This window comes from Streptomyces sp. NPDC002004, from assembly GCF_053593975.1.
The window spans coordinates 1-17,037 of sequence record NZ_JBSFDP010000020.1; the positions used below are offsets into that span (position 1 = coordinate 1).

Below are 17,037 nucleotides of genomic sequence, written 5' to 3' on the forward strand. Positions count from 1 at the left end.
TGGTGGAGGTCATGAACCACTGCGCGGCCGCGCTGCATCGGGAGGCTGCTGTGCCGGGCGCGTTCGGGCCTGCTGGGCCCGGCCCTCGTCACGGGCCTTCGCCCCGGCCCGGGCCGTGTCGTTCCGGCCGCGGCCCCCACTTCGGGAGCAGGGCCCCCGCCCCGGGCTACGACCCCCGCCCCGGACCACGGCTTCCGCTGAGGGCCGTGCCCAACGCCGGAGCCGCGCCGTGCCGGTGACGCCGGGACGGCTTCGATGCGCTGATCGAACATACGGACGGAAGCCGCTATGATCTCCGGCGGCAAGGCTGTAGCGCAGAGGTCGTCGCGCCCTAGCATCGAGCTGGAGGACGTCGGTTCGAATCCGACCAGCCTTGCCACCCTTGTCGTGGAGGAAAGTCGATTGGTGTCGGTCCGTCCTGGGCGGGCGGGGGGCGATGCCGCCCTCGGCGAGCGGGACACCGGCGACGAACCGGTGGAGTGGTGATGACGCAGCCGACACCCGTGCGCTGCCCCGCGATCGAGCACCCGGACATCCCGCTCGGCGATCCCGCCGGCCTGGATCCGCTGCTGGACCGGCTGCGGTCGGCGCGCCGCGTCGAGGCCGACGAGGCCTTCCCCGTCGGCACCCTGCGCGCGGACGGGCGGATCGACCTGTGCAAGCAGGGCCTCGGGCCGGCCGGCGCCGCCCGTCTGATGCCCGTCGCGGCGGCGTCGCCGCACGCCACGCACGTCCTGCTGGGCACCAACTCCATCGGCGACGACGGCGCCGCCACGGTCGCCGCTGCACTCGTCGAGGGACACGGCCTGCGCACCCTCTACCTCGGCTGCAACCGCATCGGCGGCGCGGGCGTCACCGCGCTCGCCGACGCGCTGTCGACGGACGACACGGTCCGAGCCCTGTGGCTCAAGCGCAATCCGGTGGGCGACGACGGCGTCCGCGCCCTCGCCGCGATGCTCCGCCGCAACACCTCGCTGCGCACGCTCGATCTGGTCAACAGCGGCCTCACCGTCGACGGCCTGCGCACCCTGCTCGGCGCCCTCACGGGGCGGCCGCGCCCGGTGGAACGCCTCTTCCTCGGCGGCAACGGCCTCACCGCCGACGCGGCCCCACTGCTGGCGGCCCTGATCCGCGAGGCGGGCGTACGCGAGCTCTATCTGCCCGCCAACCGGCTCGGCGACGAAGGCGCCGCCGTACTCGCGGCCGCGGCCGACGCCGCACGGCCGGTGCGCCTCGGCCTCGGCGGCAACGGGATCGGCCCCACCGGCGCACGGGCCCTCGCGGACGCCCTGCCCGGGATCGAGGCGCTCGACCTGGGCCGGCCGCTGTCGGAGCGGAGCCTCGGTGCCCCCGCCAACGCCACCGGCGACGAGGGCGCACGCGCGCTCGCCGCCGCACTGCCGGGCAGCCCGCTGCGCCGGCTGGAGCTTCGGCACACCGGGCTCACCGGCCGGGGTGCGAAGTCCCTCCTGGCTGCCGTGCCCGACGGCTCGCCCCTGGAGTACGTCGGTCTGGGGCCCGGCCTGCCCCGCAAGGTCAAGCGGTCCTTCGCCGGGCGTCTGCGGCCGGCGGGCGGGGCCCACCCCGACCTGCGCGCGATAGGGAGTGTCTACCGTTGAGCTCCCCTGCCGAACGTGACTGCCTCCCGCCGGACGAGGCGGCGAGCCGACGACGGATCCGCCGCTACGCGGTGCCGCGGTGGATGATCGAGCGCGCGACCGAATGCCGTCTGGCGGGCGACTGGCGTGGCGCGTGCGCGGCGGCCCGCGTGGACGTCATCTTCGATCCGGCGGACGTCGCCGAGCGCTGCGGCCACGACGTCGCCGCGGCCCTGGCGGAGGACCTCCGCCACCTCGCCCCGGACCTGCTGCGCTGGCATCTGCCGCGGGTGCTGGGCGGCCGGACCACGCTCGACACCGGCAGGACCGTCGTCCTCGCGCGCTACCGCCGGACGGGCTCCGACGAGAGCCCGCGCGCGACGTCGTATCTGCACGTCACCACGCCCCCGATGCTCGAGGGCCCGCAGCGGATCGCCCTGCGTTTCAGGACGGTCCCCGACGAGGGGAGCGACAGCGCCCTCGAACTCTCCAGGGCGGACTGGAGCCACGCGCGGCACCTCTGGGACGCACGGCACACCGCCGAACTGCGGGAGCGCTGCGGCGGCGGCGCGGACCGGCCGCCGTTCTTCCACGCCGACGCCACCCCGCTCGGTACGGACGAACTGCCCGCGTGCGACCCCGGCGACGGTGACCCGGCGGCACGCGCCGAGTGGGTCACCCTCCTGCACCAACGGGGTGAGATCCAGGCCGCCTTCGCCGCGGCCGGGATCGAGCTCGACCCGACGCCGCCGACGGCCCCGGCCTGGTACCGGGCGGATCCGGAACGGCTCGTCGGCGGGCTCCCGCTCAATCTCACACGCCTGGAACCGGAGGTCCGGCGGCTGGCGGCCGCGGGGACCGGCGAGCGGTTCCTCATCGCGTGCGACTGGCGGGCCTCCCTTCTCCTCGAACCGACGGGCTCCGGCCCCGGCGGCGGGCTGAGGGCGAGGCTCGTCGGCCGGGACGAGGCCAAGGACGAGCCCCACCTCGCCGATGCCCTCTGGCGCAGGCTTCCGGACCTCGATCTGCTGCGCCTCGGCGGAGTCCGGCCCGAACACCTCCATCCACTCGTCCGGGAGGCGCTGTTCCCGGGGCTCGGGGCCGACGGCGGCCAGGCCGGCCCGCCCGGGCCCGAGGCTCCCGCACCCGTGCGGGTGCGGTGCCGGGGCGCCTGGCACGAGGTGTCCTTCCGCCCGGGCGGCCTGCTGCGGATGCCGCACAGCGACGAGGAGCAGCAGCGCGAACGCGCCCTGCGCGCCTTCGGCGGCGCCGTCACCGGCTGCTTCGCCGTGGAACAGACCTGGGCCTCGGGGTCCGGCCGGCTACCGAAGGCACTGCGCGCCCAGCGGCGGGACCTGTTCCTGCGGGCCCAGCACGGCGACCTGCCCGGAGTCCTCGAGCTCCTCGACGCGGGCGTCGACCCCCGGGTACGGGACGCCGGCGGGCGCAGCCTGCTGCATGTCCTGCACCTCATCGACCACGAGCAGCTGCTGCCGCGGCTGCTGTCGGAGGGGCTGGACCTCGAGGCCCGCGACCGCCGGGACCGTACACCGCTGTTCGTGGCGGTCAACGACGGCGGCTCGAAGGCTCTCGTGGAAGCGCTGCTCGCCGCCGGGGCGCGGATCGACGTGACCGACGAGTCGACGCTGTCGCTCGCCCAGGTCGTCCGCCGGTACAAGCGCACCGACCTCGCCTTCCTCCGCGAGCGCGTGGAGGAGGAACATCCGGACATCGGCTCCGACTGGTGGGACGAGTGGATGGACGAGAAGGACGAGTACGACCAGGACGACGACACCGCCGGCGAGGACGAGGACTCTTGAGCGCGACCCGCACCACCCGCACCGCGCCGGGCCCGCTGGCCGCGGCGGACGACCTGAACGGCAGGCTCCGCACCCGGCGGACCGAGCCCGCCGAGAACCCCCAGCTGGAGGCGCTCGCGCTCGCCGTGACGGCCAATCAGCCCGTGCTTCTGTGGGGCGAACCGGGTATCGGCAAGTCCGCCGGCCTGGAACAGCTCGCCACGGGGCTCGGCCTGCCGCTGGAGACGGTCATCGCCAGCGTTCACGAGCCGTCCGACTTCGCCGGCCTGCCGATCGTCGGTGACGACCCGGCGGTGACCGGTGTGCCGATGGCCCCGCCCGACTGGGCGGTCCGGCTGGCCCGCGCCGGAGAGGGCCTGCTCTTCTTCGACGAGCTGTCCTCCGCACCGCCCGCCGTGCAGGCGGCGCTGCTGCGGGTCGTACTCGAACGCCGGGTCGGCAGCCTGGTCCTGCCCGAAGCGATCCGTGTCGTCGCCGCCGCCAACCCTCCGTCGAGTGCGGCGGACGGCTGGCATCTCAGCCCGCCGCTCGCCAACCGCTTCGTCCACCTCGACTGGACCCACGATCCCCGCACCGTAGCCCGCGGCATGGCCGGCACCTGGCCGGAGGTGACCGTCCCGGTGGTCGATCCCGCCAGGGTGCCCGGTGCGGTCGCGCGCGCCCGGGGCGCCGTCTCCGGTTTCCTCACCGCCCGGCCGGGACTCGTCCACCACATCCCCGCCGACGCCGAGAGCCGGGGCCGGTCGTGGCCGTCCCCACGGACATGGGAGATGGCGCTGCGGCTCCTCGCGGCCGGGTACGCCACCGGGGCCGGCCGCGAGGCGGTCGCCGCCGCGCTCACCGGTGCCGTCGGCGACGGCGCGGGCATCGAACTGCTGTCGTACCTGGAACACCTCGATCTGCCGGACCCCGACCGGGTGCTCGCCGACCCCGACGCGTTCGCCCTGCCCGAACGCGGCGACCGTCAGCTGGCGTTCCTCATCGCTGTCGTCGCCGCCGTCCAGAGCGACCTCACCCGGTCCCGCTGGGAGGCCGGATGGGCGGTGCTGGCCAAGGCCGTGGACGCGGGTGTGCCGGACGTGGCCGCCCGGGCCGCCACGGACCTCGCGGCGATGCGCCAGGCGGACTGGCCGGTTCCGCCGGGCATCGACGCGTTCCTGGGCCTGCTCCAGTTGTCCGGGGCCCTGCCCGGCAGCCGGTGAGGCGTGCGGGCATGGCGGAATCCGCAGGTCCGCTCGACCGGACCAAACTGCTCGCCGCCCGCTACCGGGCGGCGGGCGAACGGCCGTATCTCGCCTCGGCGCTGTACGCCCTGACCATCGTGGAGTGCGCCGACGTGCCGACGATGGGAGTGGACCGGCACTGGCGCTGCTACGCCTCGCCCACCTTCGTCGACGCGACACCCGTGCCCGAACTCGCGGGGGTCTGGGTGCACGAGGTGGCGCACCTGCTGCGCGACCACCACGGCCGCGCCGGGCGGCTCCCCGCGGCCGCTCAGCGCGACTGGCACCGTGTGAACGTCGCCCAGGACTGCGAGATCAACGACGACCTCCTCTCCGACGGGTTGCGGCTGCCCGCCGGGCGGGTCGAGCCCCGCCTCTTCGGGCTGCCCGACGGGCAGTTCTTCGAGGTCTACCTGGACCGGCTGCCGCCCGAGGTGCGGTCACCGGACTGCGGATCGGGCGCGCACGGCCGGCCCGCCCCCTGGGAGCTGCCGGGATCCACCGGTCCTGCCCGGCTGGGCGAGGTCGAGGCACAGGCGCTGCGTCGGCAGACCGCCGAGGCCATGCGCGCGCACCGGCGCGGTCGCGGCACCCTGCCCGCCGGCTGGCAGCGCTGGGCCGAGGAGATCCTGGAACCCACGGTCGACTGGCGGCAGGCGCTCTCCGGTGCGGTGCGGGAAGCGGCCGCATGGGCCGGCGGGGCGGTCGACTACACCTACCGCCGGCCGTCGCGCCGCACCCCCGCGCTGCGCGGGGTCGTCCTGCCCAGCCTGCGGCGTCCGCTGCCCCGGGTGGCCGTCGTGATCGACACCTCCGGCTCCATGGGCGACGCCGAACTCGCCGCCGCCCTAGCAGAGGTGACGGGTGTCCTTCGTGAGGTCGGCGTCCGGGGCAACCGGGTCACCGTGCTGGCGTGCGACGCAGATGTGCACGCCGTGTCCCGGGTGACGGCCGCCGAGCAGATCACCCTCGGCGGCGGTGGCGGCACGGACATGCGCGTCGGCATCTCCTCCGCTCTCGCGGCGCCGGACCGCCCGAACGTCGTGATCGTCCTCACCGACGGTTTCACGCCCTGGCCCGACGAGGTCCCCTCCTGTCGTCTCGTCGCGGCTCTGATCGGCCAGGGCGCCCCCGAGCCGCCCGGCTGGGTGGAGACGGTACGCGTCGGCACCTGACGGCCGAGCGGCCGTACGGTCACGCGAGCGGGACGGCCGTACCGCTCCATCAGCCGGGGCACCGGAGGTGCGCTCGGAGTTCACCGGCGGAGGTGAGTCGGGTGAACTCGTCCTTGCCGACGCCGCCGAACTCCCGTCCGGCGGACCGGGGCCGTGTCGTCGGGCCCGGGCGGGACCGTGCAGTCGGGACGGGCCCGGTACGAGGGCTGTGCGGGAGGAGACACCACGGGGCGCCCAGCGCCCTGAACTGCGGGGACTTCGTGGAGGGTGCTGCACGGGCGGGACGCTGTCCGTAGCGTGGAGCGGGACAGGCCTGTGGCACACGCCGTCCGGCGGGCGGGCCTGACGGGAAGGGGGGCCGATGAGCCGCAGGCCGCCGTTGCCGGGCGAATTGCCCGTCCAGGTACGCCGATTCGTCGAGGAGTTACGGCTCCACAAGGACCGGTCGGGGCTGAGCCTTGCCGCGCTCGCCGCCAAGACCGCGTACAGCAGAGCCTCCTGGCACCGGTGCCTGAACGGGCGCGCTCTTCCGCCGTGGCCGCCCGTCGACACACTCGGCCGGCTCGTGGATGCGGACCGGGCACGGCTGCGGGTGCTGTGGGAGTCGGCGGCGGAGACCTGGAAGGCCGCGGAGCAGGACACCAAGTGCCGCACAGGCGGGGCGGGTCGGGGGACGGACGGTGCGGAGGACCGCAGCGGTCGAGGGGCGGCCGACGGCGGGCCGTCCGGCTTCGTCGGTCCGGCGCGCGGCGGGCGCGGCCCGCGCAGGGTGCGGGTGGCCGCCGTCGGCGCCGTCGTCGCCGCGGCGGCACTCGCGGTCGTGATGGTCGTACGTCCCTGGCAGGACGAATCGCGCACCGCTGCCGGGCCGCCGGGGGCACCGGCGGGCGATCCTCCGTGGCCGTGGGCGCTGCGGCCGGCCGGGACGAGGCCGGAAGGCGCCGACTGCCGCGGCCGGGCGTGCCGGGGGCGTGATCCGTTCCGGGAGGGCTGCGACCGCGACGGCACGACGGTGCACACGCTCACCGCGTTCGGCAGAACGCTGTCCTTGCACTACAGCCCGGCCTGCCGGGCGGTGTGGGCCGAGGTCAGTCCCGCCCGGGGGACGACGCGGCTGCTGGTCACCGGGTCGGGGTCCGGCGTCACGGTACGGACCGCGCACGACGGGCAGTCGCACACCGCGATGGCGGACGCCGGCCCGGACGCGGCGCGGGCCAGCGTGGGAGTGGCGGGCCATCAGCTCGGCGTGACCGCGCACGACAGCTGGGCCGATCCCGTCAACGACGGCAGCGGGCGAGCGTGACCGTGTCCGTGCGCAGCGGGTGGAAGCGGCCCACGTCCCACACCTCGTACACGCCGTCCCGGTCCCGGCGCAGCGGCAGGTCGTACCGCTCGCCGCGGTAGACCGTCCAGCCCGGGGTCGCGGTCAGGCGTCGTCCGGCGAACCCGTAGGTGGTGGGTCCGACGACGCCGTCGGCCGACAGCCCGTGGTTGCTCTGCCAGACCCGGGTGGCCGCGCGGGTGGCGGCGTCGTAGGTGCAGGTGATCGCCGACTGCGGAAGATAGCCGTCCGCCCAGAGCACGGCCTGCCACAGTCCGGGCAGGTCGCTGCGCACCTCCCGCCGGTCGCCGAGCCGGTCCAGGGTTCGCCAGTCGTCGGCGAGCGTGCCCGAGCCGGTGATGTAGGGCGCAGGGTGCGGCTGCGGCGCCGCAGCGGGTTCGCCGGCCGTGCAGGCAGCCGCACACAGCAGCGCGCACGCCATGGCCCTCACTGCCGTCCGGCCGCCCGCCCCGGTCCTCACGTCACCGTCATACCGCCGTGGTCCGGCCGGGGTGCCGCCGTGGCGCAAAAACCTCGCTTCCGCGACGTATATGGGCCTTTGGGGGACGACTACGGCCTCGGGTCGGGGAAACTGACAGGGCCACACATCATTCGGGGGACTGAGATGGCCGACCGGAAGTCGTTACCAGAGGGACTCGATCCGGATGTGGTCGACCTCGTCGAGCAACTGAGGCGGTTGAAGGACCGCAGCGGGATGAGCCTCGCGGCGCTGGCGGAACGCACGCTGCACAGCAAGTCGTCCTGGGAGCGGTACCTCAACGGCAAGGCACTCCCGCCGCGCCGGGCGGTGGCGGCACTGGCCTCGGTCACGGGCGCCGACGCGGCACGGCTGGACGCCCTGTGGGACCTGGCGGAACGGGCCTGGAGCGGCCGGGACGCACCGGAGGGCCCACGGCCGGCCGAGCCGGACCGAGGGGCCCCGGAACCCCACCGGCCGACGCAGCAGCCCGACCCGCAGACACCGGGACCCGGCCGAGGGGACCCGGGGTCGGAGCGGCAGGCGCCCCGGCGGGGCCATCGGCCGCCGGAGGGCGGCCGGCGCTCACCCGCTCCGCTCCTCGGAGCCCTGCACAAGCCGTCGAGGGCGGCCGTCCGCTGGAGCGCCGCCCTGGCCGTCGCACTGCTCCTGACCGTGGGCACCGTCGCGCTCGTGACCCGGTCGTCCTCCGACCGCTCCCCGTCGCGCTCCGTCGCGGACCACGGCGCCATGTCCCAGCCGACGACACAGCAGCTCGATACGCGCTGTTTCGCCGACAGCTGCACCGGCCAGGACCCCTCGGACGCGGGCTGTGCCGGGGATGCCTGGACCGCGGCCCTCACGCGCGCCGACGGCGTGTACGTCGAACTGCGCTACAGCGACTCGTGCAAGGCCGCCTGGGCCCGGATCAGTTGGGGCGACGTCGGCGACGTCGCCCGCGTGGTCGCGGCGAAAGGCGCAACCCGCCAGAACAAGGTGCACTACGACACCGACGTCTACAGTCCCATGGTCGCGGCGGACGCCCCGTCCGACGCCAGGGCCTGCACGCTGCTCGTGTCCGGGGCGCGCGGCTGTACGGGGCCGGGCGGCACCCAGCGGCTCACGGAGCCACCGGAGCCACCGGTTTCCGCGACACCGCCGCGCCGCGGCCGCTGACGCGACGGTCGTGTCGGCGCACGGCCGGGAGCGGGACCCGGCGCGTTCGTGTGCGCCGGGCGCGATGCCCGTGTGCCGGGCGCGACGCGCGTGCATCGTCAGGGCGGGAGCCGTCGTCCGACGGTCGGCCGTAGGCCGCGAGGGGTTCCGACCACGTGACGCGGTCCCCACGGCCTGCCCGTCCCCACCGCGTGACATGTCCCCGCGGCTCGGCCTGCCCCCACCGCTCGGCATGTCCTGGCCGTCCGGCATCTCTCGCCGGGGGCGAGCCCGCTGGAGAGCGGGTGAGGAGGCGGCCCGTAGGCGGCGAGCGCCCGTGGCCGGACCGTCGGCGCTCACAGAGCTCACGGGCCCCCCTGGGGTCGGCCGGTGGGAGGGGACGGCGACGGTGGGTCGACTGTGCCGATGGTGGGCAGCGGTGCCCGCACGGCCGAGCGCGGGGCGGCGGCGCCACGCCGCACCTCACGGAGCGTTTCCCGGCGCGACGAACGGTGACGACCTCACCTTGACACCTTCCGGCATACCGGGATACATGGGGATGCATGGGTCGGCGTGGGTCGACGGAGCATGCCGGGCGACGGGTCGCCGGTGACCGGCCGGTGAGTCACGACCTGCTCTCCGCCGCAGTGGCCGGTGCGGTCCGGGGGACCGACGCGCACGCCGCGAGCCTCTTCCTGCGCTCACGCGACCGCAGCTCGATCGTGCTCGTGGCGGTCTGCGGGACGCCCCCGTCCCTCCTCGGCGACTGGCGGCTCATCCCCGTGAGCAGCGGTATCCCGGTAGCGGTGGCCTACCGCTCGGGGCGCACCGTGCATCTGGCCGACGCGGCCGAGACCGCCCAACGGTTCCCGCAGCTGGCGATGGCGCTGCCGTACGCGTTCGGCTCGGCCTCGGTGCCCGTCCGTGCGGGCCCCGACGTCTTCGGCGCGCTGGCCGTCGTATGGCCCGCACCGCCCGGGACCACGGGGCTGCCGAGGACCCAGCTCCGGTATCTGCGCCGGATGGCCAACCGTCTCGGCGCGGCGCTCGCCGTGCTCGAAGCCCACGGCGAGCTCCCCGACCCGGACGGGCGGACGGTCGCCGTCGAGGTTCCGGCTCCGTCCCCGACAGGTGTGCGGGTCGGGCTGTTCGACTGGCATCTCGACAGCGGCGCGCTGGTGTGCGACGACGAGCTCTGCGCGATCTTCGGCCTCGCACCGGGCGAGTTCGACGGGCGGGCCGCCACGCTTGCGTCCCGGGTCCACCCAGCGGACCTCGGCGCCTTCCGCGGCGCGGCAAGGCAGGCGGCGCACGAGGGCCAGGTACTCGCGCAGCGCATCCGGGTCCGGGGGCGGGACGGCCGGGTGCGCCACGTGCAGTTGTGGGGCCGCGTACCGGCGACCGCGGACGAGGAGGCACGTAGGCACCTCATCGGCGCCGTCCTCGACCCCGGGGCCGGCGACCGGGCAGTCGCCGCCGTGGAGAGGCTCGGGGACGGCATGGGCTCGCTCGACCCGGACGGCAGGCTCATCTATGCCAACCGCGGCCTGGAACAGCTCCTCGGGGTCCACCGCGAGGACCTCCTCGGGCAGCGCCTGTGGGACGTCCTGCCGTGGCTGTCGGATCCCGCCTACGAGGACCGGCACCGGGCCGCCATGGTGTCGCAGCAGCCCGTCTCCTTCCTGGCCTGCTGCCCGCCCGACCACTGGCTCTCCTTCACGCTCCACCCGGCCGCGGACGGCGTGACCGTGAAGCTCGTCGGCACGGGACGTCCCTCCGCGGCCGGGGCGCGCCCCGGCGCACCGGTCCGGAACACGGTCCCCGCCCCGGCGGGGAACGCGGCACCGCCCTCCCCCACTCCCCCCGCCTCGGCCAGGCCCGCCCGCCTGGGCGCGATCTACCACGTCCTGCAGCTGAGCAGCGCGCTGACCGAGGCGGTGACCTCCCAGGAGGTCTGCACGGTCGTCGCGGATCAGCTGCTGCCGGCCTTCGGCGGCCAGCACCTGGCGATCTACGCGGTCCGGGAGGGGCGGATGCACCTGGTCCCCCACTCCGTCCGCCGGCCGGGTTTCCTGGACTGGCTGGAAGGGACACCGCTCTACGCCCACCTGCCCGGGACGGAGACACTGACCTCCGGCGTCCCGCTGTTCATCGAGTCGCAGCGAGACCTCTGCACCGACTATCCGGGGACGCCCGCGGACGGGGTGCAGTCCTGGGCGTACATCCCGCTGATCGCCTCCAGCCGGCCCGTCGGCACCTGTGCGCTGGGGTTCGACGACACCCACCAGTTCACCGCCGACGAACGGGGCATGCTCAGCGCACTCGGCAGCCTGATCGCCCAGGCACTGGAGCGGGCCCGGCTCTACGACGAGGAGTTCGCCGTCGCCCGCGGTCTCCAGCACGCCCTCCTCCCGCACCGGCTGCCCGCCGTACCGGGCGTCCGCATCACCGGCCGCTACCTGCCGGGCACCGGCGGCATGGACATCGGCGGCGACTGGTACGACGTGATCAGGACCCCGCAGGGGACGGCCCTCGTCATCGGGGACGTCGAGGGGCACAGCGTTGCCGCCGCCGCGACGATGGGACAACTGCGCAGCGCGGTACGGGCCTTCGCCATGGCGGGGCAGCGTCCCGGCGAGGTGGTCTCGGGCACCAACCGGCTGCTCGGCGACCTCGACGCCGAACTCCTCGCGAGCTGCTGCTACATCGAGCTCGACTCCGGCACCGGGACCGCTGTCGCGGTCCGCGCGGGGCACTGTCCGCCGCTCCTGCGCCGCACCGACGGAAGGACGCGGGTGCTCGGCCTGGAGGGCGGACCGCTGCTGGGCATCGACCCCACCGCCGACTACCCGGAAACCCGACTGCGCCTGGCGCCGGGCTCGGTGCTCGCCCTCTACACCGACGGCCTGGTCGAGGAACCCGGCATCGACGTCGACGTGGGAATCGACCGCCTCCGCACCAGCCTGGCCCACGGCCGCGCGGACACGCTCGACGAGCTCGCCGACCGCCTGCTCGGCGAGGCCCGCCACTCCACCCACCGCGCGGACGACATCGCCCTGCTGCTCACGGAGTACACACCCGGGGACGCCCCGCCGGGGACGTTGGGCCACCGGCACTGACGGTCATGGCACCGACTCCAGCCGCCGGCCTGCCCGTCCGTCGGCCGACTCCAGCCGCCGGCCTGCCCGTCCGTCGGCCGACTCCGGCCGCCCGCCTGCCCGTCCGTCGACCCGTCCACGAGAAACTTCGCCTCGAAAAAAGGGGACAAAATACCGCAGGACGCACATCTCAACCCGCACAGCGCCGCATCCTGCGCCCCGTCACAGCCGTGAGGTGACACCGACTGCATGATCGAAGTGACAGGGGTTTAGCATATGAGCACCGCCTAGCTCGAAAGATAATCCTGTGACTGTCAACGACGACTCGTTCACCAACTGGAAGAACCGCGAGGAGATCACGGAGTCGATGATCCCGCTCATCGGGAAGCTGCACCGGGAGCGGGACGTCACGGTCCTGCTGCACAGCCGCTCCTTGGTGAACAAGTCGGTGGTCAGCATCCTCAAGACCCACCGCTTCGCCCGGCAGATCGCCGGTGAGGAACTCTCGGTCACCGAGACGATGCCCTTCCTGCAGGCCCTCACCACGCTCGACCTCGGCCCCTCCCAGATCGACATCGGCATGCTCGCCGCGATGCACCGCAGCGACGACCGCGGCCTGTCGGTTGAGGAGTTCACCGCCGAGGCCGTCGTCGGAGCCACGGGCACCAACAAGATCGAGCGACGCGAGCCGCGCGACGTCGTCCTGTACGGCTTCGGCCGCATCGGCCGCCTCGTCGCCCGCCTGCTCATCGAGAAGGCCGGCTCGGGCAACGGTCTGCGGCTGCGTGCCATCGTCGTCCGCCAGGGCGGTGACCAGGACATCGTCAAGCGCGCCTCGCTGCTGCGCCGCGACTCCATCCACGGCCAGTTCCAGGGCACGATCACCGTCGACGAGGCGACGAACACGATCGTCGCCAACGGCAACGAGATCAAGGTGATCTACGCCAACGACCCCTCCGAGGTCGACTACACGGCGTACGGCATCCAGGACGCCATCCTGATCGACAACACGGGCAAGTGGCGCGACCGCGAGGGCCTGTCGAAGCACCTGCGCCCCGGCATCGACAAGGTCGTCCTGACCGCGCCGGGCAAGGGCGACGTCCCCAACATCGTGCACGGCGTCAACCACGACATGATCAAGCCGGACGAGCAGATCCTGTCCTGCGCGTCCTGCACCACCAACGCGATCGTCCCGCCGCTGAAGGCGATGGCGGACGAGTACGGCGTGCTGCGCGGCCACGTGGAGACCGTCCACTCGTTCACCAACGACCAGAACCTGCTGGACAACTACCACAAGGCCGACCGTCGCGGCCGCTCCGCGCCGCTCAACATGGTCATCACGGAGACGGGTGCCGCTTCCGCCGTCGCCAAGGCGCTGCCCGACCTGAAGGCGCCGATCACCGGCAGCTCGATCCGCGTCCCGGTGCCGGACGTCTCGATCGCGATCCTCAGCCTGCGGCTCGGCCGCGAGACCACCCGCGACGAGGTCCTCGACTACCTCCGCAACGTCTCGCTCACCTCGCCGCTGAAGCGCCAGATCGACTTCACCACGGCCCCCGACGCGGTCTCCAGCGACTTCATGGGCTCGCGCCACGCCTCGATCGTCGACGCCGGCGCCACCAAGGTCGACGGCGACAACGCGATCCTGTACCTCTGGTACGACAACGAGTTCGGCTACTCCTGCCAGGTCATCCGAGTCGTCCAGTACGTCTCGGGCGTGGAGTACCCGACCTACCCGGCCCCGGTGGCCTGACCCCGGCGGACCACGAAGGCGGATCCCGTCCGCCACCCTCCGTAGGCCAGAGGCTGTTCCTGACCTGACCTTCGGAGTCACCGGCGAGGCGCATACACGTTGAGGGCCGCCACCCAGCACCATGGGTGGCGGCCCTCAGTGGTCGTCCACAGGCTCGGACCCTTCCCAGAGGGTTTCGACAGCGGCTCGCCCGCAGTGCCCCCGGGACGCGAGCCGCGGCCTCGCGAGCCCACTGCTGCACTGGGGCCTTGCGATGCCCGTCTGGTCACTCGGCGCGCGGGGCCTTCCGCGCACACGGAACGGCGGCCCGCCCCCGGACTCTCCCCGGCCCGGCTCGCCACGACCGGCCCCTCCCCCGCCCGGATCTCCCCGGAGGCGTCCAGCGAGCCGGCCGTCGTGTCGGGCAGAGCCCGGGGCTCGTTCCGGGGCATCGTCATGCCATGCGCCGAAAGCCATGCCCCGCGGCCTCCGTGCCCTCCGCGCCCCCGCGCCCCCGCGCCCCCGCGCCCCCGCGCCCCCGCGCCGAAAATGCGGTACCACCTGGACGTATCCCGGATCACCGCCGAGCGGACCAGGCCGGGCGGGGTGCGGGCAGGGTGGACTGGAGCGGGGCGGATGTCTCCGACAGCGGCACGGGACTTTAGCCGTTCGTTTGCTTGAATCACTCCTGTTTACGGGAGTAGGTTCGGTGCCATGACCGCATCCCGGACTCCGAGCACGGCCGAGGAGCTGCGCGGCGTCGGCCTGAGGGTCACGGCGGCCCGCGTCGCGCTGCTGGAGACCGTACGGCGCGGTGACCACCTCGGCGTCGAAGCGATCGCCTCCGGAGTGCGCGATCGCGTGGGCCATATCTCCCTGCAAGCCGTGTACGACGCCCTCCACGCGCTCACCGCGGCGGGACTCATACGCCGCATCGAGCCGGCCGGCAGCCCGGCCCGGTTCGAAGGACGCGTCGGAGACAACCACCACCACGTCGTGTGCCGGTCCTGCAGCACCGTCGCCGACGTGGACTGCGCCGTCCACGAGGCGCCCTGCCTGACCGCATCCGACGACCACGGCTTCTCGATCGACGAGGCCGAGGTCATCTACTGGGGCCTGTGCCCCGACTGTTCCACCGCTCGAAGTTCCTGAGCTTGTAATCCGCCTATTTCCGGAAGGATTGCCATGTCCGAGAACCACGATGCAGTCGTCGTAGACCCGAAGACCGAAGAATCAGGTGGCTGCCCGGTCGCCCATGGGCGCGCCCCTCACCCGACGCAGGGCGGCGGAAACCGCCAGTGGTGGCCGGAGCGGCTCAATCTGAAGATCCTTGCCAAGAACCCCGCCGTGGCGAACCCCCTCGGCGAGGGTTTCGACTACGCCGAGGCATTCACCTCCCTCGACCTCCCGACGGTGAAGCGGGACATCGCCGAGGTGCTGACGACCTCGCAGGACTGGTGGCCTGCCGACTTCGGCCACTACGGCCCGTTCATCATCCGGATGGCCTGGCACAGCGCGGGTACGTACCGGATCAGCGACGGCCGCGGCGGTGCCGGGGCCGGCCAGCAGCGCTTCGCCCCCCTGAACAGCTGGCCGGACAACGGCAACCTCGACAAGGCCCGCCGACTGCTGTGGCCGGTCAAGAAGAAGTACGGCCAGAACCTGTCGTGGGCCGACCTCATGATTCTCGCGGGCAATGTCGCCCTGGAGTCGATGGGCTTCAAGACGTTCGGCTTCGCCGGCGGTCGTGAGGACGCGTGGGAGCCCGACGAGGACGTCTACTGGGGCCCCGAGACCACCTGGCTCGGCGACGAGCGCTACACCGGGGACCGGGAGCTCGAGAACCCGCTCGGCGCGGTCCAGATGGGCCTGATCTACGTCAACCCGGAAGGCCCCAACGGCAATCCGGACCCGCTCGCCGCGGCCCGCGACATCCGTGAGACGTTCCGCCGGATGGCGATGAACGACGAGGAGACGGTCGCCCTGATCGCGGGCGGTCACACCTTCGGCAAGACCCACGGTGCGGGTCCGGCGGAGAACGTGGGCGCCGACCCCGAGGCCGCCCCGATGGAGCAGCAGGGCTTCGGCTGGAAGAACAGTTTCGGCACCGGCAAGGGCGCCGACGCGATCACCAGCGGTCTCGAGGGCATCTGGACGAACACCCCGGTCACGTGGGACAACAGCTTCCTCGAGATCCTCTTCGGCTACGAGTGGGAGCAGTTCAAGAGCCCCGCGGGTGCGTACCAGTGGCGGCCGAAGAACGGCGCAGGGGCGGGTACCGTCCCCGACGCCCACGACTCCTCGAAGAGCCACGCCCCGACGATGCTGACGACCGACCTCTCGCTCCGGTTCGACCCGGCCTACGAGCAGATCTCGCGCCGCTTCCTCGAGAACCCCGACGAGTTCGCGGACGCCTTCGCCCGTGCCTGGTTCAAGCTGACGCACCGCGACATGGGCCCGATCGCGCGCTACCTGGGCCCGGAGGTCCCGGCCGAGACGCTGCTGTGGCAGGACCCCCTGCCCGAGGTGACGCACGAGCTCGTCGACGCGGACGACATCGCCTCCCTCAAGGAGCGGATCCTTTCCTCGGGCCTGTCCGTGTCGCAGCTCGTGTCCACCGCGTGGGCGTCGGCGTCGTCCTTCCGCGGCAGCGACAAGCGCGGCGGCGCCAACGGCGCCCGCATCCGCCTCCAGCCGCAGAGCGGCTGGGAGGTCAACGACCCCGACGAGCTGGCGACGGTGCTGCGCACACTGGAAGGCATCCAGGAGTCCTTCAACTCCGCCCAGACCGGGGACAAGCGGATCTCGCTCGCCGACCTGATCGTGCTCGCCGGCGGTGCGGGCGTCGAGCAGGCCGCGAAGGACGCCGGCCACGACATCGAGGTGCCCTTCACGCCGGGCCGCGCCGACGCGTCGCAGGAGCAGACCGACGTGGAGTCGTTCGCCGCGCTCGAGCCGAACGCCGACGGATTCCGCAACTACCTCGGGAAGGGCAACCGGCTGCCGGCCGAGTACCTGCTGCTCGACCGGGCGAACCTGCTGACCCTCAGCGCTCCCGAGCTGACGGTCCTCGTCGGTGGCCTCCGCGTCCTGGGCGCGAACCACCAGCAGTCGCCGCACGGCGTCCTCACCTCGACGCCCGGGTCGCTGACCAACGACTTCTTCGTCAACCTGCTCGACCTGGGCACGACGTGGAAGGCGACGTCCGAGGACGCGCACACCTTCGAGGGTCGCGACGCCGCCACGGGTGAGGTCAAGTGGACCGGCAGCCGTGCCGACCTCGTCTTCGGGTCGAACTCCGAGCTGCGCGCGCTCGCGGAGGTGTACGCGAGCGACGACGCGAAGGAGAAGTTCGTGAACGACTTCGTCGCGGCATGGGTCAAGGTCATGAACCTCGACCGGTTCGACCTCGTCTGATCCGGTCCCGCACGTCCGGG

General features: G+C 73.5%; 11 protein-coding genes and 1 tRNA gene. 11 read left to right on the forward strand and 1 reads right to left on the reverse strand.

Annotated features, from left to right (window positions below; all coding sequences use genetic code 11):
* The first annotated feature begins 303 nt into the window (after positions 1-303).
* The 6 genes from ACWCP6_RS25085 to ACWCP6_RS25110 all read left to right on the forward strand — a co-directional run bounded on the left by ACWCP6_RS25085 (position 304) and on the right by ACWCP6_RS25110 (position 7,119).
* Positions 304-379, forward strand: a tRNA-Arg gene (locus ACWCP6_RS25085).
* 106 nt (positions 380-485) lie between these two features.
* Positions 486-1,619, forward strand: coding sequence for a gala protein (locus ACWCP6_RS25090; protein ID WP_450934787.1), 1,134 nt, complete (start codon positions 486-488; stop codon positions 1,617-1,619).
* The gene (locus ACWCP6_RS25095; RefSeq protein ID WP_450934788.1) at positions 1,616-3,418 is read left to right on the forward strand and encodes an ankyrin repeat domain-containing protein; all 1,803 of its coding nucleotides are present in this window, start codon (positions 1,616-1,618) and stop codon (positions 3,416-3,418) included. The genes ACWCP6_RS25090 and ACWCP6_RS25095 overlap by 4 nt, the downstream gene beginning before the upstream one ends.
* Positions 3,415-4,620, forward strand: coding sequence for an AAA family ATPase (locus tag ACWCP6_RS25100; RefSeq protein ID WP_450934789.1), 1,206 nt, complete (start codon positions 3,415-3,417; stop codon positions 4,618-4,620). The genes ACWCP6_RS25095 and ACWCP6_RS25100 overlap by 4 nt, the downstream gene beginning before the upstream one ends.
* An 11-nt stretch (positions 4,621-4,631) precedes the next feature.
* Positions 4,632-5,816, forward strand: a complete 1,185-nt coding sequence (locus ACWCP6_RS25105) for a vWA domain-containing protein (protein ID WP_450934790.1) — start codon at positions 4,632-4,634, stop codon at positions 5,814-5,816.
* A gap of 361 nt (positions 5,817-6,177) precedes the next feature.
* On the forward strand, positions 6,178-7,119 hold the full coding sequence (locus ACWCP6_RS25110; RefSeq protein ID WP_450934791.1) for a DUF2690 domain-containing protein: 942 nt from the start codon (positions 6,178-6,180) through the stop codon (positions 7,117-7,119).
* Here ACWCP6_RS25110 and ACWCP6_RS25115 read toward each other — a convergent pair.
* Positions 7,094-7,579 (reverse strand): peptidoglycan-binding domain-containing protein, encoded by a 486-nt coding sequence (locus tag ACWCP6_RS25115; protein ID WP_450934792.1) that lies wholly within the window; start codon positions 7,577-7,579, stop codon positions 7,094-7,096. The genes ACWCP6_RS25110 and ACWCP6_RS25115 overlap by 26 nt on opposite strands.
* Positions 7,580-7,762: 183 nt before the next feature.
* Here ACWCP6_RS25115 and ACWCP6_RS25120 point away from each other — a divergent pair, with 183 nt between their 5' ends.
* The 5 genes from ACWCP6_RS25120 (at position 7,763) to katG (ending at position 17,017) form a co-directional block, all read left to right on the forward strand.
* Positions 7,763-8,791, forward strand: coding sequence for a DUF2690 domain-containing protein (locus ACWCP6_RS25120; RefSeq protein ID WP_450934793.1), 1,029 nt, complete (start codon positions 7,763-7,765; stop codon positions 8,789-8,791).
* Positions 8,792-9,390: 599 nt separating this feature from the next.
* Positions 9,391-11,889, forward strand: coding sequence for a SpoIIE family protein phosphatase (locus ACWCP6_RS25125; protein ID WP_450934794.1), 2,499 nt, complete (start codon positions 9,391-9,393; stop codon positions 11,887-11,889).
* A 286-nt stretch (positions 11,890-12,175) separates the two neighbouring features.
* Positions 12,176-13,621 (forward strand): glyceraldehyde-3-phosphate dehydrogenase, encoded by a 1,446-nt coding sequence (locus ACWCP6_RS25130; RefSeq protein ID WP_450934795.1) that lies wholly within the window; start codon positions 12,176-12,178, stop codon positions 13,619-13,621.
* A gap of 693 nt (positions 13,622-14,314) precedes the next feature.
* Complete coding sequence (locus ACWCP6_RS25135; protein WP_450934796.1) at positions 14,315-14,752, forward strand: Fur family transcriptional regulator; 438 nt, start codon at positions 14,315-14,317, stop codon at positions 14,750-14,752.
* A 33-nt stretch (positions 14,753-14,785) separates the two neighbouring features.
* Positions 14,786-17,017 carry a catalase/peroxidase HPI gene (gene katG / locus ACWCP6_RS25140; RefSeq protein ID WP_450934797.1) on the forward strand — a complete coding sequence of 744 codons (2,232 nt, stop codon included), beginning with the start codon at positions 14,786-14,788 and terminating at the stop codon, positions 17,015-17,017.
* The last annotated feature ends 20 nt before the right edge of the window (positions 17,018-17,037 follow it).